Below are 25,652 nucleotides of genomic sequence, written 5' to 3' on the forward strand. Positions count from 1 at the left end.
ACACTTTATAAATTTTATTTTAATGATTAAAAATAATTTTGGATTTATCTGAAATATATTTTTACCTAAGACACTCATTAATAGTTTCTATTAACAACATTTTCTTATTTACATCCGAATAAAAAAGCCGCGAAAAACTGTATTCGCGGCTAATAATAAAGACAATCAGACTGTTAGCGATTATTTGCTTTCAGCAAGCGCCAACCAGGTTTGCACCACGGTGTCTGGATTCAGGGAGAGGCTATCAATGCCCTCTTCCATTAGCCATTGAGCAAAATCCTGATGATCGGAAGGACCCTGACCACAAATCCCGACGTATTTACCCTGGCGTTTTGCGGCTTTAATAGCCATCGACAACAGCGCTTTTACCGCTTCGTTGCGCTCATCAAATAGCTCAGAGACCACACCTGAATCACGGTCAAGACCCAGCGCCAGCTGAGTCATATCGTTCGACCCAATAGAGAAGCCGTCGAAGTACTCGAGGAACTGATCGGCCAGCAGGGCGTTAGACGGTATCTCACACATCATAATCACCTTCAGACCATTCTCTCCGCGTTTGAGACCCTGATTCGCGAGTTCAGCCACTACCGCCTCCGCCTGAGCCACGGTACGAACGAACGGGATCATCACTTCTACGTTGGTCAGATCCATATCGTTACGTACGCGTTTCATTGCTTCGCATTCCAGCGCAAAGCAGTCGCGGAAGTTTTCAGACACGTAGCGACCTGCACCACGGAAACCTAACATCGGGTTTTCTTCATGCGGCTCGTACTTCTCACCGCCCACCAGGTTGGCATATTCATTAGACTTGAAGTCCGACAAACGCACGATGACGCGTTTCGGCCAGAAGGCCGCTCCCAGCGTGGCAATCCCTTCCGTCAAACGGGCAACGTAGTATTCAACGGGTGAGTCGTAACCCTGAATCAGCTTTTTAATCTCTTCCTGTAGCGCGGGCTCTTGTTTATCAAATTCCAGCAACGCTTTAGGGTGCACGCCAATCATTCGGTTGATAATGAATTCCAAACGCGCAAGCCCCACGCCTTCATTTGGCAGGCAGGCAAAGTCGAACGCGCGATCGGGGTTACCAATGTTCATCATTATCTTCAGCGGAAGCGTTGGCAGCTCGTTCACTTCTGAGCTTTGTACGCTGAAGTCCAGCTCGTCCTGGTAGACATAGCCGGTGTCGCCCTCCGAACAGGAAACGGTAACCTTTTGGTTTTCAGTTAAACGTTCTGTGGCGTCACCACAACCAACCACCGCTGGAATGCCCAGCTCTCGGGCGATAATTGCGGCGTGGCAGGTACGTCCGCCGCGATTGGTCACGATGGCCGACGCTTTTTTCATGATAGGTTCCCAGTCAGGGTCAGTCATGTCGGTCACCAGCACATCACCCGCTTTAACGTGATGCATTTCACTAATGTTATGAATTATCTTGACCGGACCCGCACCAATGCGATGGCCGATGGCACGCCCTTCTACCAGCACCTTGCTCTTGCCATTCAGCTGGTAGCGCTCCATCACCTGGCCGTTCGAACGCACCGTTTCAGGACGCGCCTGCACGATATACAGCTTGCCGTTGTGACCGTCTTTGGCCCACTCGATGTCCATCGGGCGACCGTAGTGTTTTTCAATCAGCAATGCCTGACGTGCAAGGTCATGAATTTCCGCATCGGTCAGTGAAAAGCGTTGGCTCAGCTCTTCGGGCACATCTTCAATCTGCACCTGTTTGCCGTGTTCTTGACTGTCGGCGTAAACCATGCGGATCTTTTTCGACCCCATGGTGCGGCGAACGATAGCCGGTTTATTTTTCGCCAGCGTCGGTTTGTGAACATAGAACTCGTCAGGGTTAACCGCACCCTGCACGACCATTTCACCCAGACCATAGGCTGAGGTGATGAAGACCACCTGATCGAAGCCTGATTCGGTATCAATAGTAAACATGACACCCGCCGCGGCGAGGTCAGAACGCACCATGCGCTGAACCCCGGCAGATAATGCAACGCCGCGGTGATCATAGCCCTGATGCACGCGATAAGAAATTGCGCGGTCGTTAAACAGTGAGGCATAAACGTGCTTCACTGCCGTCAGCACGGCGTCAAAGCCCTGCACGTTAAGGAAGGTTTCCTGCTGGCCAGCAAATGATGCGTCAGGCATGTCTTCTGCCGTTGCCGAGGAGCGAACCGCAAAAGAGGCATCCGGCTCGCCTTCAGACAGCTGCTGATAGGCTTCACGAAGATCCTTTTCCATTTCTGGAAGGAAAGGCGTTTCAACAATCCATTGTCGAATCTGTGACCCTGCCTTGGCCAGTTGAGCCACATCATCAACGTCGGTTTGATCGAGCAGATCATAGATACGCTTGTTGACACCGCTTTGATCGAGGAAATTAATAAATGCCTGAGAAGAGGTTGCGAAGCCGTTTGGCACCGAAACGCCCAGATCGGACAAGTTAGTAATCATTTCCCCAAGGGACGCATTTTTGCCCCCTACTTTGTCAACATCGTGCATACCCAACTGGTTGTACCAGAGAATATTGCGCAAATCAGCGTCAAGATTGGCCATGAAACAATCCTTTCTATTTATAGGGCGAAAATTGGAGAGTATGAGTCAATAACGGATTCATAAATTTTGCGGTTGAGAAGCGCTCAACGTTTTCAGACTAGCATAATGATCCATATTGATAAGACTGGTGAATCGATACAGCTATTCAATAATTTTCGCTTTAAGAATTTTCACCGTTTCTTTCTTTTATCCGAGTCACAAAAAAATGAAATTCTTTTGTAAATCAGCCATCGTCCAGCCTCATATTGCTTGATATTTTAACCTTACGCTAATGGCTGAAGAGAAGCTGAAGTCTGTCGCAAAGTCTGGAACTCTGCCGAAAGATCCGTGATTTGGTTTCACGGTTTGCAAGAGTTTTGCGCAGGGTCTCGAAAACCCGACAGGAATGTGAGACAGCACTTTTTAATTTCGGAAAAACACGTTAATAATGAAAATATTATTTTTACAGACAAAGATAACTCAAAGATTTCACACAACGGGAAAACGGCAAACGCCGCCGCTACGTGAAAGATTAAGAGTTCGGGGAAGCTCATGGACAGGTGTGTATTCTATATTTCCGATGGCACAGCCATCACCGCAGAAGTGTTGGGCCACGCCGTGCTGTCACAGTTTCCGGTCAATGCCACCACCTTTTCTCTCCCCTTCGTGGAAAACGAAGGCCGTGCAAAGGCCGTGTGCCAGCAAATTAACGACATCTACGAGAAAACCGGCGTCAGACCCCTGGTGTTCTACTCCATTATTTCGACCCAGGTGCGCGATATTATCGCCAGCAGTCAGGGTTTTTGTCAGGACATTGTTCAGGCATTGGTCGCCCCGCTGCAAAATGAGTTGGGGGTAGACCCTTCGCCAATCGCCAACCGAACTCACGGTTTAACGGCCAGTAACATCAGTAAATATGATGCACGTATCGCGGCCATTGATTACACGTTAGCGCACGATGACGGCATTTCACTGCGTAATCTTGAACAGGCGCAGGTGATATTGATCGGCGTCTCACGCTGTGGCAAAACCCCCACCAGCCTGTATCTCGCACTACAGTTTGGTATCCGCGCTGCAAACTACCCGTTTACTGCCGATGACATGGACAACATTCAGCTGCCGGCGGCCCTCAAACCCCATCACCACAAGCTTTTCGGTCTGACTATCGACCCTGAACGCCTGTCGGCCATCCGCCAGGAGCGGGTCGAAAACAGCCGCTACGCCTCGCTCAGACAGTGCCGAATGGAAGTCTCCGAGGTCGAGGCATTGTTTAGAAAAAATCAGATTCGCTACCTCAACAGTACCAACTACTCCGTAGAAGAGATTTCGGCAAAAATTCTCGACAGCTTCGGCATGAGCCGCCGCATGTTCTGATGCGACGAACGGACGCGGGAATAAATCCCGATAAGCTTACGCAGGGGAGGTTATTCGGGTCAATGAGCGCAGCTAACACTGCTCTGAGGTCAAGAACGAAAGATTTATGCTGGAATTTGCGGATAGAGGCATTATTACGTGCTAACGGGTGTTGAATTGATCTGATTTTGGGTTATTGTGACATTCATCACTTCCCGGCACTCCTGCCGCTGCGAAGAACAAAATTTCAGAGATTCAATTCACATGTCACAAACAGATGAACTGCGCACCACGCGCGTTGGTAGTCTGATAACGCCAAAGGCGCTGGCAGATACCCTGCCAGTCTCTTTGGCCGTCGCAGACAATGTTACCGCATCGCGTCAGCGCATAGAAAAAATCATTAGCGGCGAAGATAAACGTCTGCTGGTCATCGTTGGCCCTTGCTCTATTCATGATATCGAAGCCGCTATCGATTACGCAGGCAAGCTAAACGTATTGCGCGAAAAGTACCAAGACAGCCTCGAAATTGTCATGCGTACCTACTTCGAAAAGCCGCGTACGGTCGTTGGCTGGAAGGGGCTTATTTCTGACCCAGACCTCAACGGCAGCTATCGCGTTAATCATGGCATTGAACTCGCACGCAAAGTCCTGCTGGCTATCAATGAGCTTGGCCTGCCGACGGCGACCGAATTCCTTGATATGGTCATTGGCCAGTACTTTGCCGATTTGATTAGCTGGGGAGCCATCGGAGCGCGTACGACCGAGAGCCAAATCCATCGCGAGATGGCGTCGGCCCTCTCCTGTCCGGTCGGCTTTAAGAACGGGACTGACGGCAACACGCAAATCGCTATCGATGCCATTCGTGCCTCTCGCGTGAGCCATATGTTCCTGTCACCGGACAAAAACGGCCAGATGACGGTTTATCGCACCTCCGGGAATCCTTACGGTCACGTCATCATGCGTGGCGGTAAGACGCCTAACTATCACGCCGAAGATATTGCTCAGGCCTGTGAAAATCTGGCTGAATTTGATTTGCCGCAGCGTCTGGTGGTTGATTTTAGCCACGGTAACTGTCAGAAGCAGCATCGTCGTCAGCTCGACGTCGCGAAAGATATCTGTGAGCAGATCCGCCATGGCGGTAACGGTATCGCCGGTATCATGGCCGAAAGCTTTATCGAGGAGGGCACTCAGAAAATAGTCAACGGTGAGCCACTGGTTTATGGTAAGTCTATTACCGACCCTTGCCTCAGTTGGGAAGATACCGAGACCCTGCTGGAGATGTTGGCAGATGCCACCCGCAGCCGCTTTCAGGCTTAATTGCCTGTAAGCAGAAAAAAGCATGCAGGATTATCAGGGGGCCTTATGGCCCCTTTTTTATTTTCTGCTTTAGATGAAAATTACGCTCAGCCCTTGGCTGACGGCACTTCCCGTTCACAAGGTAATGAAAATTAACTTGATGTAGCTCGACATTAAATTGATAATGATTATCATATTGATATTGATATTGATTACCATTTAACATTAACGTTTTTGTGTCCACTCTTCATTCGCGAGAAACCCCATGACCCAAGTCAGCCATGAAACTTATCTGCAAGCTAAAGCACAAAACCCAGGAAAATATGCCCGGGATTTAGCCAGTATTCTGGGTATTAGTGAAGCCGAACTCCTCAATACACGCGTCGGATACGATGCCGTAAGACTGGATGTCGAGGTACGTACTCTGCTGGCTGCACTTGAAAATGTCGGGGGGACAAAATCAATTACCCGTAATGAATTTGCCGTTCATGAACAACAGGGCGAATACAAAAATCAGCATCTCAACGGCCACGCAGGATTAATTCTTAACCCTCGCGCACTGGACCTGCGCCTGTTCCTGAGCCAATGGCAGTCTGTTTTTGCGCTGACGGAAGACTCGCCTAAGGGGCCTCGTCACAGCCTGCAGTTCTTCGACGCGCAGGGCTATGCGGTCCATAAGGTCTATGCCACCGATGAAACCGATGCGCAGAAATGGGCGGCGCTGGTTGAACAATTTAGCGCACGATCCCCCCTGCCGCTGGCGGTGAGGCCTGCTGACGTCGTTGCACCGGCAGCCGGTGACACGCAAGGGCTCGACGCAGAATGGCGCGAGATGACCGACGTTCATCAGTTCTTCCAGATCCTGCGCCGCCGCGGCCTGACTCGCCAGCAGGCGTTTCGCGCCGTAGGTGAAGACCTGGCCTATCAGGTTGATAACGGCTCATTGACGCAAATCCTCAACGTCGCCTGCGATTACAAAAACGAAATCATGATTTTCGTCAGCAACAAAGGCTGCGTACAAATCTTTACCGGTGAAATTGAAAAAGTATTGCCTCACGGCGAGTGGATTAACGTATTCAATGAGCGCTTCACTCTGCACGTAGTTGAGACGGCGATCGCCGAAAGCTGGGTTACCCGCAAGCCAACCAAAGACGGTTTCGTGACCAGTCTCGAGCTTTTCGCCGCTGACGGCAGCCAGATTGCTCAGCTGTTTGGCCAGCGTACCGAAGGTAAACCCGAACAAAGCGCCTGGCGTGACCAGATCTCAACGCTCACCGTACAAGGCGTAGCCGCATGAAAAAAGGGTGGAAAATCGCGTTAGCCAGCCTTTTCTTGACTCAGTTGGCCTCGGCGCAGGCCGCCGAACGCGTGGTCAGCATCGGCGGCGATGTTACCGAAATTGTCTACGCACTGGGCGCAGGCAGTGAGCTGGTCGCTCGCGACAGCACCAGCACACATCCCTCTCAGGCCACCCAATTGCCTGATGTGGGTTACATGCGCATGCTAAACGCCGAGGGGATTTTATCGACCAAGCCGACGCTGGTCCTGACCTCAGACCTCGCACAACCCTCGCTAGCGCTACAGCAGGTGGCTGAAAGCCACGTGAAAGTGGTGCGCGTGCCCGGCAATCCTACGCTCGACACGGTGATTCAAAAGATTGAGGTCGTGGCCGATGCGCTGAATCGCAGACCGGAAGGTGACAAGCTGATTGCCGAATTCCGCAGCCAGCTGAAAGCCGTTAAAGGCTCCCCGCTGCACGTTAAAGTTCTATTCATAATGAGCCACGGCGGGATGGGGTCGATGGCCGCGGGGCAAAATACCGCAGCCGATTCAATCATCACCACAGCGGGCGCGCAGAATGCGATGCAGGGCTTTAGCCGCTACCGCCCCCTTTCGCAGGAGGGCATTGTTGCGGCCGCGCCAGATTTATTGCTGCTAACGACGGACGGCGTGAAGACGCTCGGCGGTCTGGATAATGTCTGGAAACTGCCGGGGCTGGCAATGACCCCAGCGGGCAGAAACAAGCGCGCTCTGGTCGTTGACGATATGGCCCTGCTCGGCTTCGGGCTGGAAACACCGGCAGTGCTGGCTAAGCTGCGTCTGGCGGCGGAACAGGCGAAATGAGTACCCTCAGCACGCCACTCCGTCAGCGGATCCCTGCTCAGCTTCGGATGTTGCTCGGGCTGGCGTTGCTGTTGATTACCCTGGCGGTGTTGGCGGCCAACAGCGGCGCTATCTCCGTTTCGCTGCCCGCTCTGCTGCGCCGGCCGTTTGATAACGAGCTGTGGCAAATTTGGATGACGATTCGACTGCCGCGCATACTTTTGGCCATGGTCGTCGGCTGTGGCCTCGCCTGCTCGGGCACGGTAATGCAGGGCGTGTTCCGAAACCCACTGGCCGACCCCGGCCTGCTGGGTATCAGCAGCGGTGCAGCGCTGTTTGTTGGGCTGATGATAGTCTTTCCACTCTCTCTTCCACCGGTGATAGTGCTCTACAGCCAGATGATTAGCGCCTTCGCGGGCAGTCTGGTTATCTCATTTATTGTATTCATGCTGAGCCGCATGGGGCAAAACGGCCTGTCGCGCCTGCTGTTGGCCGGTATTGCTATCAATGCCATCTGTGGGGCCGCCGTCGGAGTGTTGACCTATATCAGCAACGACAGTCAGCTGCGCCAGTTCTCGATGTGGGGAATGGGATCCTTAGGACAAGCGCAGTGGTCAACGCTCACGGTTGCGGCGTCGGTGATTGTTCCGGTCAGCATCGCGACCCAATTCCTGGCACGCAGGCTGAACCTGCTGCAGCTCGGCGACGAAGATGCCCATTATCTTGGCGTTAATGTCCGCCGAACGCAGCGTATTTTACTTTTGCTGAGCGCCCTGCTGGTCGGTGCATCGGTGGCGGTTTGCGGCATCATTGGCTTCATTGGACTGGTGATCCCACATCTGCTGCGTATGCAAATCGGGGCCGATCACCGCTGGCTGCTGCCAGGTTCAGCATTGGGCGGAGCCTGCCTGTTACTGTTGGCCGACACCCTCGCCCGCACGCTGGTCGCCCCCGCCGAAATGCCGGTTGGTCTGCTCACCGCTATCCTCGGAGGCCCCTATTTTCTGTGGCTGATTTTACGTGCAGGAGGGCAACGCCGTGAATGAGGCTATTTTGTCAGACCACGCGACACAGGCGCAGCATCGGCTTGCGGCGAGTAATCTCTGTTATTCGGTCGCCAATCGCAGGCTTATCAGCGATATTTCTCTACAGCTGTCAAGCGGCGAACTGGTCGCGTTAATAGGCCCAAACGGCGCGGGTAAATCGACGCTGTTACGCCTGTTGACCGGCTATCTGACGCCGGATTCAGGGGATTGCGCGCTGGTTGGTCGTCCACTGACGGACTGGGACCCACTGGAATTGGCCCGCACTCGTGCCGTAATGCGCCAAAACAGCGAGCTGGCCTTTGGTTACAGCGTGCGTGAAGTCGTGACACTGGGGCGGTCGCCGCACAATAACGCGCAACTCCAGCAGGCTTTGCAACAGGTACTGGAGCAAACCGACTGTCTGTCTCTTGCCGAGCGTGACTATCGACAGCTTTCGGGCGGAGAACAACAGCGGGTGCAGCTTGCCAGAGTCTTGATTCAGCTCTGGAGTGCAAAGCCCTCGCCGCGCTGGCTGTTTCTGGATGAACCGACTTCAGCACTGGACCTCTACCACCAGCAGCACAGCCTGCGTCTGTTGCACCGTCTTACGCGACAGTCGCCGCTGGCGGTCTGCTGCGTCCTGCATGACTTGAATCTGGCAGCACTCTACGCCGACAGGATTTTATTGTTGCATCAGGGAGAGTTGGTGGCGGCAGGAACGCCGAAAGAGGTGCTGCAGGCCGACGTGTTACAACGGTGGTACCGCGCGGATCTGGGCGTGATTAATCATCCCGAAAGCCCGGTTCCTCAGGTTTTCCTCAGACAATAATCAGAGTTTCCTCCCTGATGCATGGATTATCAGGGAGGATTTCTACCCAAACATTTAGCTCGAGCAGGACACTTCAAGGTGTTTACCCCAGTCCGGGGGCAGCGCTGCCAGCTCATCAAAGCGAGCATCGTCACTGTACGGCTGCTGTAGTGCAAGATGCAGCGCCTGCAAACGCCCGACGTCGTCAACCTCCGCGCCTTCAATCGCCTGCTGCGCCAGATAGTTGCGCAGAATAATACGTGGGTTAATCTTTTTCATCGCCTGCTGACGCGTCGCATCGTCCTGCTCTTCCAGCAACAGCCGCTGACGATAACCTTCGTACCATTGGTCAAACGCCTGGCGATCGATAAACTCGTCGCGGAGTGCCGAACGCGTTTCTCCTTTCTCAACGCCACTCAGCAGGCGGAAGGTACGGGTGTAGTCACGCCCCTCTTGCGCCATCAGGCTTAGCAACCCGGTCAGGATATTGTTGTCCTGCTTGTTCTCGGTAAAGAAGCCGAGCTTGGCGCGCATCAATCTGCCGTATTCAAGCATCAGGGCAGGCTCGTAAGCCGCCAGCGCTTTTTGCAGATCTTCAGTGCTCATCAGGCCGGAAAGCGACTGCGCCAGACGATGCAGGTTCCAGTAAGCCACGGAAGGTTGGTTGTCAAAGCTATAACGGCCCTGGTGGTCGGTATGATTGCAGATGAAATCCGGTTTATAGTCGTCGAGGAAGCCGTAAGGACCGAAGTCGAGGGTCAGCCCGAGGATCGACATGTTGTCGGTGTTCATGACGCCGTGCGCAAAGCCCACGCTTTGCCATTTGGCAATCAGACGTGCGGTGCGTTCAACCACGTCGGTCAACCACAGGCGGTAGCGGTCAGCCTCGTTTTGCAGCGCTGGCCAGAAGTGTGCGATGGCATAATCGGCCAGCATCGCCACCTGCTCAGGTTGCTTACGATAGTAGAAGTGTTCGAAATGGCCGAAGCGAATGTGGCTCGGCGCTACGCGAATCAGCATCGCGCCGCGCTCCGTCGTCTCGCGATAGACCGGCTCGTCACTGGTCACAATGGTCAGCGCACGAGTGGTCGGAATGCCGAGATGGTGCAGCGCTTCGGAAGCCAAAAACTCGCGCACCACCGAGCGAAGTACCGCACGACCGTCCCCCATGCGTGAATATGGCGTGAGGCCTGCGCCTTTTAGATGCCAGTCGAGCATGCGCCCGTCTTCAAGCTTCTGCTCGCCCAGCAATACCCCCCGCCCGTCACCGAGCTGGCCGGCCCACTGACCAAACTGGTGGCCACTGTAGACCTGCGCCAGAGGTTTCATGCCAGGGAACAGCGCTTGGCCGCTCCAGTAGCCTGAATTTTCTGCCGTGAATAACGACGAGTCCAGCCCCAACTCTTCCGCCAGGGGCTCGCTGTGGTACAGCAGTCGCGCGCCAGCGAGTGGCGTAGGCTGCAATTCGGTATAAAAACCGGGGAGTTCGTCGAGATAACGGTGTTCAAATTGTGGCATAACTTTTTGCGACATAACTGCCTCTTAAACCATCCAGCTGCGCATCAATACCTGGCACTGCTCACGGACGTTGCTTTTAATTAATGCCATCTGCTCGGCCGGGAACTGGCGACCTTCTTCGTCAGCGTTAAACACGGGATGTTTCACGGTATAAAACGTTGTAGCCAGCCCAAACAGGGATAACACTCTGATTTGTGTACGTTCATTATCTACCGCGTTGCCCGATATCCTCGAGACCAGTTTGACGCCCGCACGATGGACGTGGTCGATAAGCTTTTCCTGAAACAGCAAGGAGGCCTTTTCCGGGCCCTGCCCCATTTTGATTCGTGCATGAAAAAGTCGGCGCTGATGTACGGCGCGGTTATTCAGCACGCGCTCCAGCACCGTTTCAAGCATCAGGCAGAACATTTCGATGCAGGTATCAGGGTCGGGATTCTCAAGCTTGCTAATTCGCGTAAGCAACGGCTCGAACCAGCCGTAACTCTCTTCGGCAAGATAATCTGCGCAGGTGACGTATAAGCCTTCTTTATTCTCGAAATAGTACTGCAACGCGGGCGTATTGACACCGGCATGCCTGGCGATTGCGCGCGTCGATGCGCCTTCAAAGCCTAATTCGCCAAACAGAACAATAGCGCTTTCGATAATACGTTGTCGGGTTTCGTCACCGCGCGCGTAGCCGCCGGAAGGGGGATGGCGGAGCTGTTTAGAAAGAGCGTTATCGGTCATGAATCAATTCCTGTAGCAAAACATGCGAATTATAACAGTCAAATTGCATAATAAAAGTATATCACTTGACACAATTGTGCCATTTGGAATATTTATCTCGAGCGGAATAATTTCACTAAAAAGGTTCTCACTTTGTTACTTGCATCCATGATTGCGTCCTCCGAGGCCGCCCCCACCGTCAACGCCCAACCCCAATCCAGCAAAAAACGCCGTATTTTGCTGCGACTGGCGTTCTGCGTGGTGCTGGTTTTGGTACTGGCTTCACTCTATTGGTTCTTCATTGCTCGCTTTAACGAATCCACCGATGACGCCTATGTTCAGGCGGACAGCGTCACGCTTGCGCCGAAAATTTCCGGCTACGTCACCAAGGTGCTGGTCAAGGACAACCAGTGGGTCAAGGCGGGCGAACCCGTGGTACAGATTGAAGACGACCAGTATCAGGCGCGCCTCAATCAGGCCAGTGCCAATATTCTGGCCGATCAGGCCGCCATCGACCAGGCTAATGCCGAGATAACGCGCCAGAACGCCCAGATTGAACAGGCTCAGGCGCAGCAGCGGTCTGCTCTCGTGCAGCTTAACTATTCAAATCATGAATATCAGCGCTATCTGCCATTGGCAGCCAGCGGTGCAGAAAATCAGGAGAAGCTCGCCGAGCTTCGTCGCAGCCGTGACCAGGCTCAGGCCGATTATGACGCTAACGTAGCCGCCGTAAAATCAGCTTCAGCACAGATTCAGTCAATGCATGCTCAAATTGAGCAGGCGAAAGCCCAGTTAGCCTCTGCCGAAGCAAACCGCGCACAGTCGAACATCGATTATCACGGCACCGTGGTATACAGCCCACTTGACGGCCGCGTCGGCGATCGTGCGGTACGCGTAGGCCAATATGTTCAGCCGGGAACTCGCCTGCTGACGGTGGTTCCGGAAAACGATCTGTATCTGGTTGCCAATTTTAAAGAAACGCAGTTGACCCATATGCTGCCGGGTCAGAAAGCCACGCTGCACGTTGATGCGTTTCCCGGCCATGATTTCAGCGGCGTAGTCGACAGCTTCGCTCCGGGCACCGGTTCACTCTTCGCCTTACTGCCACCGGATAACGCCACCGGTAACTTTACCAAAATTGTGCAGCGTGTTCCGGTACGCATCCGCATTACCGACAAAAGCGATGCAGCGAAACGTTTGCTGGCCGGTATGTCGGTGACCGTTGACGTCGATACGCATCCTAACCAGCAGGCGCAGCCATGAGCAGCACCGTCCTTCCCGCTACCCAGCAGCCCAGCGCCTCGGTAACGGACTGGGTTGCGGTATTTGCCGGTGCGCTTGGCGCACTGATGGCGACGCTGGATATTTCTATCACCAACTCCGCACTGCCGCAAATTCAGGGCGAAATTGGCGCGACCGGCACCGAGGGCACCTGGATTTCAACCGGGTATCTGCTGTCAGAGATAGTGATGATCCCGCTGGCCGCCTGGCTCAGCCGCCTGCTTGGGCTGCGTAACTTCTTAATGTGGTGCGCCCTGCTCTTCATCTGTTTTTCCGTCATGTGCGGTACGTCGGGCAGCCTGACGCAGATGATCATCGGACGTGTTGGTCAAGGCTTTGCCGGAGGGGCGATGATCCCCACCGCGCAGATGATCATTCGTACCCGCTTGCCGCGGCGACAGCTGCCGTTAGGGATGTCGATTTTTGGCGTCATTGTGATTCTCGGGCCAGTAATGGGGCCGGTGTTAGGCGGTTGGCTAGCCGAAAACGTCAGCTGGAACTGGTGCTTCTTCCTTAACTTACCAGTCGGTATCGGGCTGATGCTGCTGTTATTCAACGGCCTGCCGAAGGAGAAACCCCACTGGGAAGGCTTCATGGAGGCCGACTGGCTGGGCATTATTGGCATGAGCGTTGGGCTAAGTTGCCTAACGGTGGTACTGGAGGAAGGTCAGCGCGACAACTGGTTTGATTCGACGATGATTGTCACCCTCTCCATCGCGATGGTGCTCGGCTTTATTCTGCTGAGCATCGCGCAGCTCACGGCGAAAAAACCGGTTATTCGGCTCTCGCTGCTGCGTAATCCGCGCTACGTCAGCGTGCTGGTGATCGTGTTTGTCGTCGGCATGGGTCTGTACTGTGTGCTGTACCTTCTGCCTCAGTTTCTGAGCGGCGTGGCAGGCTACAACTCACAGCAGTCGGGAATGGTGCTGCTGGTCTCGGGGGTCCCGAGCCTGATCATGATGCCTATCTTGCCGCGCATGTTGCGTAGCGTGGACACGCGCCTGTTGGTCATCTGCGGCGTTATCCTCTTTGCCGTCAGCTGTTTCCTCGATATTTCACTGACCGCACAAAGTACCGGCGATGACTTCTTCTGGTCACAGCTGCTTCGCGGTGCAGGACAAATCATGGCAATGATGCCGCTGAATCAGGCCTCAATGGCCGCCGTCAATGACGATGAAGTCGCCGACGCAGCCGGTATTTACAACATGATGCGTAACCTTGGCGGCTCCGTTGGGCTGGCCTTGCTCGGAATCTTCATCGACCGGCAGCGAAAAATGCATGACGACGTGCTCCGCGAGTCGGTAACCGCCAACTCTCCGCTGGCAGAGAGCCGTATTTCCGGCAGCGCCAGCCAGTTCTTCAGTCAGACTGGTGATATGGTGCATGCAAAAATGCAGGCCATGGGCCAGCTGGCTAATGAAATCTCGCAGCAGGCGCTAGTGATGACCTATTCCGAGTCATTTTTCGTGCTCGGCATGGCGCTGGTGTGCTGTATTCCGCTGGCGCTGCTGCTGCGCGCGCCGCGTATGACTAATAAGTGACAGACTATGAACAATAAATTGATGCGTTTAGCGCCGCTCGGTGGCCTGGCGATGTTGCTCGCAGGGTGCAGCGTGGGCCCAGACTATCACGGTGCGCCAGGCGTGCCGCTGACGGCCAAGTTTACTCGCCTGCCTAACTCGGGCGTCAGCACCGGGCAGGCCCAGTCGCAGTGGTGGCTGGCCTTCCATGACGAACGCCTTAACCAGCTGATCGTCAAGGCAATGCAGCATAATCCTGATATCGATATCGCGCGTGCTCGTCTGCAGCAGTCGCGCGCGGCGTTGGCTGGCGATCAGGCTCAGGAGATGCCCAAACTCGACGCCACTGGGGCAATGGTGCGTGCGCGTCTGCCGGAAACCGGCACCGCACTGCCTATCAGTAATCCGGTAAATCTTTATAGCAGCGGCTTTGATGCCAGCTGGGAGCTAGACCTGTTCGGACAGAATCGTCGTACTGTCGAAGCTGGACGAGCGCAGCAAGAGGCCAGCGAGGCCAGTCTGGCAGATACGCAGGTGTCGATTGCCGCCGAGGTCGCGAGCAATTATTTGCAGCTTTGCGGCGCACAGGAACAGCTTGCCAATCTGCAAAAGAATATTGCGTTGCAGCAGCAAACGGTCGCATTGACCCAACAGCGCCAGTCGCGCGGAGCAGCGAACGATACTGACGTTCACCGCCTGCAAACCGATTTGGAAAACAGTCAGGCCGAGGTCCCGAATCAGATTGCGCAAATCAATGAGTACAAGGACCAACTGGCGTTTCTCTCAGGCCTGACGCCGGGCGCACTGGATAACCTGCTCTCGGGAGCCGTAGTCTTACCGGCAGAGCCGCAGCAAATTAACGTCGGTGACCCGGTTGACCTGATTCGTCGTCGACCAGACGTACGCAACGCCGAGCGTAAACTGGCTGCCAGTACCGCGACCGTGGGCGAACACGTGGCTGACCTATACCCGAAAATTACCCTGCGCGGCATTCTGGGATTTAGCAGCGATACCAGCAGCGAGATGTTCAGCCACGGAAATGAGTCGTGGCTGCTGGTGCCCATGCTCCAGTGGAATATTCTCGATTTTGGCCGTATCCGTTCGCAAATCAACGTCGCGAAAGCACAGCGTGATGAGGCTGAGGCTGAATGGCGTAAAACCGTGCTCAATGCGCTGCGCGACGCCAATGGCTCTCTTTCCCGCTACGGCGAACAGCGCCGCACGCTGGTGAACTACATGACGGTTGAGACGATGGCAGGTCAGGACGAACGGCTGATGAAGCAGCGCTACGGTGCTGGCGTTGCCAGTCTGATTGACGTACTCGATACCCAGCGTACGCAGCTGAATGCCAGCCAGAAGCGAATCCAGTCGCAGACCGACCTGGCACTGGACTATGTGGCCTTGCAGAAGAGTTTGGGCCTCGGCTGGGAGTCATAAAACGGTGATATAGCGTATCAGGGCAAAATAGGGATATTGCCCTGATACTGCCAAATATTATGCTGTTTCAGCGGCTGGAAGCACCGGAATAAAACATTGTTAGCGAATGCTTTATCAATTGAAATTTGCAAATAACAATTTTAAAGTACCGAATTACCCCATTATTTTCAGTGAATTGTTAATGAGTACTGGTGAGATGTTAGTTCCCGTCGCGGTTATTCTTTGCGTCGCGATGTATTTTCTGCCTTTTTTGATTGCCGATCATAGAAAACATAAAAAATTACCGGTTATTTTTGGCGTAAACCTGCTGCTGGGGTGGACGGTTATAGGCTGGGCGGTGGCGATGGTATGGGCGTTCTCGACTCCGGAAAACGCTTCTGACTCAGCTAAAAATCAGTCGCAGGTCTATTCTGAAGAGTCTTGATGCCAGCATCCGACTCGGGCCATCATGTTGACAACAAATACTTATCCTGCTGGGGGGCTCAGCCCCCTCTTCCATGCAACGTCTGTCTGCTCTTCTGCCAAAGTCTGCTGTTCACGACGTTCATATTGGCTCTTAGAATCATAGGCTATGTATACAACTTAACAAAGGCAGACCATAACAGCGGAATAGCCAATTAACGTTTCCTCCCCTGTCTTATTACTGCACTATCTTAACGCTTAACGAATACCCCCCACCATCCAGCCCTGAAGCTCAGTGAGCTCCGCCCTGAACTCCGGGAAGGCGGCACAGGAAGCCTGAGCGGCAGCGATAACGTCGTCGGCATAATACTTACCGCCCACCAGCCTGTTTGCGAAATCGTGGAGCGGAGCAGGATTAAGGCTGTCGGTGTACAGACGTGCGCGGCTGATGCGCCCTTTCTCGATATCGAAATAGACCTCCACCCCACCCCAGACAAAGCGCTCACTTAATTCATGGCTGAAGTCCGGCGCTTTGCCAAAATTCCAGTCCCAGCTGCGCTGTTTCTCAAACTGCTCGGCAAAACCGGGAAGATCGGGGAAAACGTCGGGAGAGATAACCTCTGGCTCGACGCGGGCACCGTACCACTCAAAAAATGCCTCACTCACTGCCTTACAGACTCGTGCGTGATCGATGTCATGCACCCATTCGTTAAGGTTTGCCACGCGTGATCTTACGGAAGTGATGCCCTTCGCCTGAAGTTTTTTGGGATCCGGATTGAGGTAATTGGCCAGACGACTGAGATCGGCATTCAACAGCAGCGTGCCGTGATGGAAACCACGGGTCTGCGTCTCGCGGTAGGCAGATCCCGAAATTTTGCGCTCGCCTTCGGCAGTGGTCGCGACCAGGTCGTTACGACCCGAGGCGCTGGCCTGAATTCCCAGGCTCGACAGGGCATTGAGGATTATCTGCGTAGAAACGCTTTTATCATACTCGGGCTTGCCGGCCATGAAGGTGAAACAGCTATTGCCGAGATCGTGAAATACCGCGCCGCCCCCGCTGCTGCGACGAGCCAGTCGGATGCCGTCCTGCGCCATGCGAGCGGTGTTGCACTCTTTCCAGGGATTTTGCCCCTGCCCGATGACGACGGTTTCGGCATTACGCCACAGAAAAAGCACGCGCTGGGTGGTCATTTGGCGAAAGATGCAGTCTTCAACCGCGAGATTAAACCAGGGATCGTAAGAATCGGAAAGTAGAAGACGTAAAGCCGTCATAATAAGGTGTCCTGCGAAGCGTGGAGCCTAGGGGAAAATTGCTCTAAAGATTGCTTAAATTATAAACATGGAAATAGCGGACTAAATCCGCCGCGCCTGCCAGTACGTTTTGCGCCAGTATTCGTTGTCCAGTGACGATCGCACCACGCCTCGACTGGTTGAGGCATGAATAAAGGCATCACCTGAATCATAAATCCCGACGTGAAGACCGTTTTCGCCAGCGCCTGTCTTGAAGAACACCAGGTCGCCGGGCAGCAGTTCTTTACGTGATACTTTGGTGCCAACCTCGGTTTGTTCGGCGGTCGTGCGCGGAAGGATAACGCCAAATCTATCGCGGAAGGTGCGGAACACAAAGCCTGAGCAGTCGATGCCGTTACGGCTTAGGCCGCCGTAGCGATACGGGGTGCCGTGCCATCTGCCCAACTGATCGTTTAACTGTGCGACAACAACTCGCGAGTTTGCCAGACTGCCGCTGGGCATCGGCGCGTGACTGCTACAGCCGCCGAGAATAAGCACAGCCAATGCCAACAGTGAATATAAAAGTCTTGAGCGCTTTTGCATGTCTTTTGTTCCCTGGCCGACATCCTGAAATCATTCCACGCTGGAAAATGGTGGAGAAGATAACTTGCCGTTATCTAAGGACTTAAAGAATTTAGCGCTATTTTATCCGCCATCCAACAAAAATCGCTGAGTTTTGCAAAAGAAAATCTGAGAAAGCGCCGTTATTCCGGCGCTTGAGAGGAGGTTTTACTGTGGATCAGCCAGACGCCGAAAAGAATGGATAATGCACCCAATGACTTCATCCAGTGCATATTTTCGTTAAACCACGGCAGCGAAACCGCACCGAGATAGACCAGCGCATAGCTCAGGCTGAGCAGACTGTAAGCACGATTAAGCGGCAGCTGACGCAGCGCGAAGAACCAGCAAACCATTGATAATGCATAGCCCGCAATACCGCAGCAGACAATGAAAACCGGCAGCAGGTTATTCATTACTAATGAATAAAGGTTGGCGTTCAGTGAAAACGTCGGCATGTGGGTCATGCCCCATTTCATCATCAGCTGCGCCATACTGACCAGCAGCAGGCTGGCGATGCCCCATCCGAACCCTTTCATCCGCTTATCCCCATCAGCAAAATACCCAACATAATAAAGGCCACGCCAAGCCAGTGTCTGCGGTCAATAATTTCGCCAAAGAATCCGCGAGCGCTGAAAGTGATGAGCACAAAGTTCATGCTCAGCATCGGGTAGGCAATGCTCAGGGGTAACAGCTGGAGGACGCGAAGCCAGAGTAGCAGGCCGCAGCCCATAAAAAACACGGCGGTAACCATCCAGCGCAGGATAGGTCCCAGATTACCTGAGACCTGTGCCTGCCCTACCTGTGCGGCTTTCTTCTGACAAAGCTGCCCTGCACAGGTAAGAATGCTCACCACCAGTACCAAGAGAAAACCGGTCATGGCAGTTTTTTATAGACCAGAAGCTTGAATCGACCTGAAACGGCTTCACTGTCGGCCGGTGGCAGGTTATCCGTGGTCTGGAATTTATTATCCAGCTTAATCATCACAGAAACGTCACCCTGCTCACGTGCTTTGAGCAACCACGTCGGGAAGTCAGGGCCGCTGATGTAGTGACCTTGCGCATCCGGATAGTTAAGGCCGTACTGCAACTCGCCCTTCTCGTCGAACATCAGGATATCGCTGCGCTTCAATTCCCAGGCCAGGCCTGCGGCAAAACCAACGTCATCGCAAAGCACATAGCGACTCTGTTGCAGAACCTGCATATTTTGCTGGATAAACGCCTGCGGCTGCTTGGACTCGATAACGTGGTTCGGTATTGCCTGTCCGACCAGCAGCGAAAGCACCAGCGGACAAGCTGCGGACCAATACCAGCGGCGAGGCAGCGTGAGACTCAACGCACCGGCCAGCGCCCAGGCAGCGAAACACAGTATGGCGATGAGCAGCTTGTAAAGTTCGTCGTGCCCATAGACAGGCTTGATGTGCAGAGGCAATAACCCGGAGGTCACGAGGAGTGCAATGACCGCCAATGAGCCGAAAAGAACGTTGATGATACCGTTAACTTTCAGCACCCGCGAAGTAACCGACTGGCGAACCTGCTCAAAGTGATCGGCCATCAACAGGGCCAACGGCGCGAAGCACGGCAGGATGTAGGTCGGCAGTTTGCCTTTGGCGATACTGAAGAAAATCAGCGGCATGATTGCCCAGCTGAGCAGGAAAAATAGTTCAGGGCGTAACGCTTTTTTCTTCCAGCCGCTTATCAGCGAACCGGGCAGCAGTGCCATCCACGGTAGGGTCCCAAGAATGAGAACGGGCAGGTAGTACCAGAATGGGGCACTGTGCTGGGCATTCTTTTCGGCGAAGCGTTGAATATGCTCAACCCAGAAGAAATAGCGCCAGAAGTCCGGTTCACGCTCACCGATTGCAATAACCCACGGCAGACTGAGCACAAAAGCACTGACAATCGCCAGTGGCCCCCAGCCAAGGAGAGTTTTGAAGCGTTTTTCACGCCAGACAATGGGTAAAACGGCAATCACCGGCACCGCCAATGCGAGGAAGCCTTTGGTCATGAAGCCCATCCCACAGGCGAGACCCAGCGCAATCCAGCTGATGGCTTTTTGGCGTGTTCCGCTGGCGCGCAAGCAGAAGTAGCTGCTCACCATCGCGGCCGTCATCCACAGCGTAATCATCGGGTCGAGCACCGCGTAGGTGCCGATACCAAAGACCAGCGCCGAGGAGAGATAAATCAGCGTTGCGACATAGGCTTTTTGACGATTGCGCCATATGACGTTCGCCAGCCAGAACACCAGTAAGGCGCTCATTGCCGTTGAGAATACGGAACCAAAACGTACCGCAAAGTTGGAATGACCGAAGATAATCTGGCCAATATTGTTAATCCAATAGCCGGCATCCGGTTTTTCGAAATATCTCAATCCCAGAAACTGGGGAACAATCCAGTCACCGCGCTGTAGCATTTCACGGCTGATTTCGGCATAACGCGTCTCATCAGGCTGCCACAGCGAGCGCAGATCCAATGGGACGAGATAAATCAGCGCGAAAAACACCAACAGCATGAAACCGTAGGCGCGTTTGATACTGTTCGACATTTATTGCGATCCTTTTTCCTGACAGCCCAACCATCCTTCCCTGCCGGGAAACGCCGAACGCACGACCCTTCCCACGGGCAGCGTCTGGCTATCGGCAGGCAGTAAACTTCCCAGTGTGCAAAACTCGATACCCTGCTGCTTTGCACGCGTCAGGAGATCGTCAAACATGGCGGAGAGCGACATGCCTTCGACTTCGGTATGAATGGTATAAACCGGCACGCCTTGGTCACGCGCGATGGCATCAAGAATGAAATCGTTGAAACCTTCTGCGGTAACCTGAGTACCAATCACTTCATCATAAGTCGGCAAGGTCACGGGGATTTGCACCGTACCCAACTCTCCGTTACCCAGGAGCGGTCGGAAAGGTGCGCTGCCGCGGCAGTCGCTGTTATAGCGGAAATTAAACTTTTCTTTCACGTCGATCACCCGCTGATCGGCACGCCATCCTGCTACCGCAGAGCAATCAATCGAACGGCCGATGCTGTTTTCAAGGGCAATGACCCCTTTACGCACCTGCTGTTCCAGCTGTTCTGATGACCATTTTTCAACCTTGGCCTGCCAACCCTGGTGGTCCCAGGCGTGCAGCCCGACCTCATGACCTTCGTCAGCGGTCTGCTTCATCAAGGGCGCGAAATCTTTGGCGATGAGCTTTCCGGGCCAGGCAGTACCGGCGACCAGAATATCCAGCCCATAGAGCGATGCCGCGTTGGATCGCAGCATCTTCCACAGAAAGCGGGGACGCAAAAGGCGCCATAAATGGCGCCCCATGTTGTCCGGCCCAACGCTGAAAAAGAAACTGCCCTTGATTTGATGTTTATCCAGAAGTCTTAACAACTCAGGGACACCCTTTCGGGTGCCGCTCCATGTGTCGACGTCTATCCTCAGGCCTACTTTTTTCATTGCGGTCAAGTCTTTATCCTTTATTTGCAGGCAATTCTACAGAACGCAGGAAGAAGTCCAGAGTGTCATCAATGGTTTTGCTCATATCGACCGTTGGCTGCCAATCAAGCAGACGGCGGGCATTTTTGATGCTCGGCGTACGGTGCTCAACGTCCTGATAGCCTTTACCGTAGTAGCTGCTGCTTTCGATAAGCTTCATGCCGGCAAACGGAGGGAACTGGTCACGCAGCGGGTGCGCATCGAAGCTCTTGAGCAGCATTTCTGCCAGCTCGCGGATGCTCGCTTCATTGGTTGGGTTACCAATGTTGATGATTTGACCTTCGCACAGGTTGTCGCGGTTCTCGATGATGCGGAACAGTGCCTCGATACCGTCGTTGATGTCGGTAAAGCAACGTTTCTGCTCACCGCCGTCGATAAGCTTGATAGGCGAACCTTCAACCAGGTTAAGGATAAGCTGGGTGATTGCACGAGAGCTGCCTACGCGTGCCGCGTCGAGGTTATCAAGACGCGGGCCCATCCAGTTGAACGGACGGAAAAGGGTAAAGCGCAGGCCTTCTTTTGCTCCGTAAGCCCAGATGACTCGGTCAAGCAGCTGCTTGGACACAGAGTAGATCCAGCGCTGTTTGTTGATTGGACCAACAATCAGGCGTGAGCTGTCTTCGTCGAACTCTTTATCGTCACACATACCGTAAACTTCTGAGGTAGATGGGAAGATAATGCGTTTTTTATATTTCACGCAGTCGCGAACGATTTTCAGGTTTTCTTCGAAGTCCAGTTCGAATACACGCAGTGGGTTACGGGTGTATTCGATTGGCGTTGCGATAGCGACCAGCGGCAGAACGACGTCACATTTTTTGATGTGATATTCGATCCACTCAGAGTGAATGCTGATGTCACCTTCAACGAAGTGGAAGTTCGGGTTGTCCATGAAACGGCTGATAGCATCGGAGCTGATGTCCAGACCATAGATTTCATATTTACCGTCGCGCAGCAAGCGCTCGCTCAGGTGGTTACCGATGAAGCCGTTGACGCCCAGAATCAGAACGCGGGTACGACGTTTCATCACAGAGGTCGGAAGCGAAGACAGGCGCACATCAGGCATAATGCCCATTTCCAGCGCAAGACGCGAACCCTGAACATACAGGCCAGACTCGTTCTGACCGGCGATAATTTCCAGCGCACCTTCGCCACAGGCGATTACCAGTGGATCGGCAGACAGTACGGTGCCAGGCTGCTTGTCGTGAGCCTGCTCCAACACGCGCGCACGCCAGATAACCAGCTTGCGTTGACCCAGGTAAGTGAAAGCACCCGGGTAAGGTTCGGTCACGGCACGGATCAGGTTGTTTATCTGTGTGGCTGATTTATGCCAGTGGATCTCGCCATCGGCTGCGCTGCGACGACCAAAGTAGCTCGCCTGAGATTCGTCCTGCGGGGTCAGGGTAATGTTACCCGCCAGCATGGAAGGCAGGGTTTTCTGCAGCACAGACTGGGCCGCTTCACGCACTTTGGCGTGCAGCGTCAGCGCGGTGTCCTGTGGGTCGATAGCCACAGCCTGCTGGGCAACGATGTCGCCAGCGTCAGGACGCTTAACCATTTTGTGCAGCGTAACGCCCGTCTCGGTCTCGCCGTTCACCAGCGCCCAGTTAACCGGCGCACGCCCACGGTAGCGAGGCAGCAGAGAACCGTGCAGGTTGAAACCGCCCTGTGGCGCGAGCGACAGCAGCTCTTCGCTCAGCATGTTGCGATAGTAGAAAGAGAAAATAACGTCCGGCTGCAAATCACGGATGCGGTCAACCCACAGCGGATGGTTCACGTCTTCCGGCGCGTAAACCGGTAAATTCAGTTCTGCGCCGGTACGGGCTACCGAGGCAAAGAAGTTGTTTTCGTCTGGGGAGTCGGTATGGGTGAATACCGCTTGAACATCATAACCCGCTTCAACCAGAGCTTTCAGTCCAACGCAACCAATATCATGGTATGCAAAAACAATCGCTTTCATTATTTATTTTCCTGATCTTCATCGACATCAGCGGCTTGAGCACCGATGACTTTTTGTACGAAATAACGTGGGCGCGCGCGCACGTCGGTATAGATACGGCCGATGTATTCACCGAGCAGTCCCATTCCGACAAATTGCGCACCGACAAACATAAACAGCAGGGCGAACAGCGTGAACACACCTTCCGCTGCCCACTCAGGACCTAATATCAAACGCATCAGGATCAACACCAGCGCCAGCAGGAAGCCGAACAGCGCAATAAAGCTGCCGACAACGCTGAGCATACGCAGCGGCGTGGTGGTCAGACAGGTGATCAGGTCAAACATCAGATTGACCAGTTTCATCAGGCTATATTTTGAATCACCAAACTCGCGTTCGGCGTGCAGCACCGGGATCTCCACGGTTTTGCGCGCAAAGGTATTGGCGAGGATCGGGATAAAAGTGCTCCGCTCGTGGCAGTGCAGCATCGCTTCGATGATATGGCGACGATAGGCGCGCAGCATACAGCCATAGTCACCCATCGATTTACCGGTCGCACTCTGGATCATCATATTGATGACCTTTGACGCACTTTTGCGGAACCAGGAGTCCTGACGGTTTGAGCGCACGGTGCCCACCACGTCATAACCTTCCTCTGCCTTGAGGACCAGACGAGGGATCTCTTCGGGCGGATTCTGCAAATCGGCATCCAGGGTGATAATCAGGTCACCGCAGACCTGATTGAAACCGGCCATAATCGCCGAATGCTGTCCGTAGTTGCGGTTCAGCAATACAGCAACGACACAGTTTTCAGGCTGCTCGGCGGCTTCGGTCAGTAGCTTGGCTGAATTATCCGTGCTGCCATCGTCGATGAGGACGATTTCAAAAGGCTGGGTTAACTGGCGACAGGCGGCAATAGTTCGAGAGAGCAGAACCGGCAGGCTCTCCTCCTCGTTGTAAACGGGAATAACGATAGAAACTTTCTTAATTTCTTCAAACTGAGCCACTACTGCTTCTCCACCAGGGACTTAAGAGCGTCAACTACCCGATCAACGTCACTGTCTTGCATATCTGGGAACATCGGCAAACTGCACAGACGCGCGGTATTCCACTCGCTGTTAGGCAACGACAAATCGGGATAACGTTCACGATAATATTTTTGAGTGTGCGCGGCGCGGAAATGCAGACCGGTACCGATACCCACCTCTTTGAGTTTTTCCATCAGCCTGTCGCGACTGATTCCGCAGCGCATTTCGTCAACTCGGATCATGAACAGGTGCCAGGTGTGCAGGTGCGGGTATTCAGGAACCTGCATCGGCAGGAACGGCGTCCCCTGTAGCTTCTCGAGGTAAAGCTGCGCCAGCTCTGCGCGGCGTGCGTTCATCTCGTGCAGGCGCTTGAGTTGCACAACGGCAATCGAGGCGTGAATGTCCGACAGATTGTATTTAAAGCCAGGCTCGATAACCTCCGCCTGAGGGCGACGGCCCTGAACCTGACGGTCAAAGGCATCAACGGCCAGACCGTGGAACTTCAGCGCACGCACTTTTTCAGCCAGTGCGTCGTCGTCTGTTGCTACCAGACCGCCTTCGGCGCAGGTCATGTTTTTAATCGCATGGAATGAGAAAATGGCCGTGCCCTGTGCGCCAATCCAGCGATCGCGATACTGGGTGCCCGCAGAGTGAGCGGCATCTTCGATAAGCGGGATGTTGTGGCGTTGAGCGATGTCGTACAGAGGGTCAAGGTCGAGTGGTGCGCCGGCGTAGTGCACCGGGATAATGGCTTTGGTTCTTGGCGTGATCGCGGCCTCTACGTCTTCGGCCTTAACCATCAGCGTGTGCGGATCAACGTCAATCATGACCGGCTCTGCACCGAGCAGTACAATCATGTTGATAGTAGAGACCCAGGTCTGAGAGGGTGTGATCACCTCATCGCCTGGCCCTATGCCCAATGCCATCAACGTGACGTGCATACCACCGGTGGCGGAACTCACCGCTATCGCGTGCTTGCAGCCAAATGCGGCGGAAAAATCCTGTTCCAGTTGATGAGTTTGTGGTCCGGTGGTTATCCACCCGGAGCGCAAAACTTGCTCAACGGCCTTGATTTCTTCATCTCCCATAGAAGGGCGGGAGAAAGGTAAAAAGTTGTCCATGTAGCATATCCTGTAATTTAAGGACGGCAAAGAGGCATGCAGTTACGCAAACTGTATAGTCTGGTTATTTAACGAAGAGTAAACGCCACCCTACAAATAGTGCAATAGATTATTGTCGTTTAAGCTTAATTTAACATTAAGGATTTTCAAGTATTTGGCAAGCAAAAGAAGATGTTTCGGGCAATTAGTTAATTCATTGTCTTAAATCAACTAAAGTTGGGATTTGGATAACATTTGTGGCGTTTTGAGA

The 25,652-nt window shown here is 53.7% G+C and carries 22 protein-coding genes; 10 read left to right on the plus strand and 12 right to left on the minus strand.

Translation table 11 applies throughout. From position 1 onward, the window contains the following. Positions 1-180 precede the first annotated feature (180 nt). Positions 181-2,559: a phosphoenolpyruvate synthase gene (ppsA, locus tag BS640_RS14350; RefSeq protein ID WP_084912806.1), complete on the minus strand. Its 2,379-nt coding sequence runs from the start codon at positions 2,557-2,559 to the stop codon at positions 181-183. A gap of 531 nt (positions 2,560-3,090) precedes the next feature. Between ppsA and ppsR the strand changes: the two genes are divergently transcribed. From ppsR to BS640_RS14380, 6 genes are all read left to right on the plus strand, one after another. Continuing rightward, positions 3,091-3,912: a posphoenolpyruvate synthetase regulatory kinase/phosphorylase PpsR gene (ppsR, locus tag BS640_RS14355; RefSeq protein WP_017492478.1), complete on the plus strand. Its 822-nt coding sequence runs from the start codon at positions 3,091-3,093 to the stop codon at positions 3,910-3,912. 243 nt (positions 3,913-4,155) lie between these two features. Beyond that, the gene (locus BS640_RS14360; protein ID WP_084912807.1) at positions 4,156-5,208 is read left to right on the plus strand and encodes a 3-deoxy-7-phosphoheptulonate synthase; all 1,053 of its coding nucleotides are present in this window, start codon (positions 4,156-4,158) and stop codon (positions 5,206-5,208) included. 244 nt (positions 5,209-5,452) lie between these two features. Continuing rightward, complete coding sequence (locus BS640_RS14365; protein WP_017492480.1) at positions 5,453-6,484, plus strand: hemin-degrading factor; 1,032 nt, start codon at positions 5,453-5,455, stop codon at positions 6,482-6,484. Continuing rightward, a complete protein-coding gene (locus tag BS640_RS14370; protein ID WP_017492481.1) occupies positions 6,481-7,311 on the plus strand; it encodes a heme/hemin ABC transporter substrate-binding protein in 831 nt (276 codons plus the stop codon). The genes BS640_RS14365 and BS640_RS14370 overlap by 4 nt, the downstream gene beginning before the upstream one ends. Further along, positions 7,308-8,336, plus strand: coding sequence for a FecCD family ABC transporter permease (locus BS640_RS14375; protein WP_084912808.1), 1,029 nt, complete (start codon positions 7,308-7,310; stop codon positions 8,334-8,336). Before BS640_RS14370 ends, BS640_RS14375 begins: the two co-directional genes overlap by 4 nt. Then, entirely contained in the window at positions 8,329-9,144 is an 816-nt protein-coding gene (locus tag BS640_RS14380) for a heme ABC transporter ATP-binding protein (RefSeq protein WP_416362486.1), read from the plus strand. The genes BS640_RS14375 and BS640_RS14380 overlap by 8 nt, the downstream gene beginning before the upstream one ends. A 54-nt stretch (positions 9,145-9,198) precedes the next feature. Here BS640_RS14380 and BS640_RS14385 read toward each other — a convergent pair whose 3' ends face one another. Next, positions 9,199-10,641 carry a protein adenylyltransferase SelO gene (locus tag BS640_RS14385; RefSeq protein WP_026110611.1) on the minus strand — a complete coding sequence of 481 codons (1,443 nt, stop codon included), beginning with the start codon at positions 10,639-10,641 and terminating at the stop codon, positions 9,199-9,201. Positions 10,642-10,665: 24 nt separating this feature from the next. Then, positions 10,666-11,367, minus strand: coding sequence for a CerR family C-terminal domain-containing protein (locus BS640_RS14390; protein WP_017492485.1), 702 nt, complete (start codon positions 11,365-11,367; stop codon positions 10,666-10,668). A 132-nt stretch (positions 11,368-11,499) separates the two neighbouring features. Between BS640_RS14390 and BS640_RS14395 the strand changes: the two genes are divergently transcribed. The 4 genes from BS640_RS14395 to BS640_RS14410 all read left to right on the plus strand — a co-directional run bounded on the left by BS640_RS14395 (position 11,500) and on the right by BS640_RS14410 (position 16,008). Next, a complete protein-coding gene (locus BS640_RS14395; RefSeq protein ID WP_225741461.1) occupies positions 11,500-12,609 on the plus strand; it encodes an HlyD family secretion protein in 1,110 nt (369 codons plus the stop codon). Then, complete coding sequence (locus tag BS640_RS14400; protein ID WP_084912809.1) at positions 12,606-14,168, plus strand: DHA2 family efflux MFS transporter permease subunit; 1,563 nt, start codon at positions 12,606-12,608, stop codon at positions 14,166-14,168. The genes BS640_RS14395 and BS640_RS14400 overlap by 4 nt, the downstream gene beginning before the upstream one ends. A 6-nt stretch (positions 14,169-14,174) precedes the next feature. Further along, positions 14,175-15,584, plus strand: coding sequence for an efflux transporter outer membrane subunit (locus BS640_RS14405; RefSeq protein ID WP_084912810.1), 1,410 nt, complete (start codon positions 14,175-14,177; stop codon positions 15,582-15,584). 106 nt (positions 15,585-15,690) lie between these two features. Then, on the plus strand, positions 15,691-16,008 hold the full coding sequence (locus BS640_RS14410) for a superinfection immunity protein (protein ID WP_017492489.1): 318 nt from the start codon (positions 15,691-15,693) through the stop codon (positions 16,006-16,008). A 236-nt stretch (positions 16,009-16,244) separates the two neighbouring features. Here the strand turns inward: BS640_RS14410 and BS640_RS14415 are convergent, their stop codons facing one another. From BS640_RS14415 to arnB, 9 genes are all read right to left on the minus strand, one after another. Then, positions 16,245-17,258: a lipoate--protein ligase gene (locus BS640_RS14415; RefSeq protein ID WP_017492490.1), complete on the minus strand. Its 1,014-nt coding sequence runs from the start codon at positions 17,256-17,258 to the stop codon at positions 16,245-16,247. 81 nt (positions 17,259-17,339) lie between these two features. Further along, positions 17,340-17,819, minus strand: a complete 480-nt coding sequence (locus BS640_RS14420; protein WP_017492491.1) for an NlpC/P60 family protein — start codon at positions 17,817-17,819, stop codon at positions 17,340-17,342. 161 nt (positions 17,820-17,980) lie between these two features. After that, the gene (gene arnF / locus BS640_RS14425; protein ID WP_017492492.1) at positions 17,981-18,373 is read right to left on the minus strand and encodes a 4-amino-4-deoxy-L-arabinose-phosphoundecaprenol flippase subunit ArnF; all 393 of its coding nucleotides are present in this window, start codon (positions 18,371-18,373) and stop codon (positions 17,981-17,983) included. Further along, positions 18,370-18,714, minus strand: coding sequence for a 4-amino-4-deoxy-L-arabinose-phosphoundecaprenol flippase subunit ArnE (gene arnE / locus BS640_RS14430; RefSeq protein WP_017492493.1), 345 nt, complete (start codon positions 18,712-18,714; stop codon positions 18,370-18,372). Before arnE ends, arnF begins: the two co-directional genes overlap by 4 nt. Continuing rightward, a complete protein-coding gene (arnT, locus tag BS640_RS14435; protein WP_084912811.1) occupies positions 18,711-20,378 on the minus strand; it encodes a lipid IV(A) 4-amino-4-deoxy-L-arabinosyltransferase in 1,668 nt (555 codons plus the stop codon). The genes arnE and arnT overlap by 4 nt, the downstream gene beginning before the upstream one ends. After that, complete coding sequence (gene arnD, locus BS640_RS14440; protein WP_017494083.1) at positions 20,379-21,278, minus strand: 4-deoxy-4-formamido-L-arabinose-phosphoundecaprenol deformylase; 900 nt, start codon at positions 21,276-21,278, stop codon at positions 20,379-20,381. A 13-nt stretch (positions 21,279-21,291) separates the two neighbouring features. Then, positions 21,292-23,274 carry a bifunctional UDP-4-amino-4-deoxy-L-arabinose formyltransferase/UDP-glucuronic acid oxidase ArnA gene (gene arnA / locus BS640_RS14445; protein ID WP_017494082.1) on the minus strand — a complete coding sequence of 661 codons (1,983 nt, stop codon included), beginning with the start codon at positions 23,272-23,274 and terminating at the stop codon, positions 21,292-21,294. Further along, positions 23,274-24,260 carry an undecaprenyl-phosphate 4-deoxy-4-formamido-L-arabinose transferase gene (gene arnC, locus BS640_RS14450; RefSeq protein WP_084912812.1) on the minus strand — a complete coding sequence of 329 codons (987 nt, stop codon included), beginning with the start codon at positions 24,258-24,260 and terminating at the stop codon, positions 23,274-23,276. The genes arnA and arnC overlap by 1 nt, the downstream gene beginning before the upstream one ends. Further along, complete coding sequence (gene arnB, locus BS640_RS14455) at positions 24,260-25,402, minus strand: UDP-4-amino-4-deoxy-L-arabinose aminotransferase (protein ID WP_017494080.1); 1,143 nt, start codon at positions 25,400-25,402, stop codon at positions 24,260-24,262. Before arnB ends, arnC begins: the two co-directional genes overlap by 1 nt. Positions 25,403-25,652: the final 250 nt, after the last annotated feature.

Origin of the sequence: Rouxiella badensis, assembly GCF_002093665.1 — a bacterium.
GTDB lineage: Bacteria > Pseudomonadota > Gammaproteobacteria > Enterobacterales > Enterobacteriaceae > Rouxiella > Rouxiella badensis.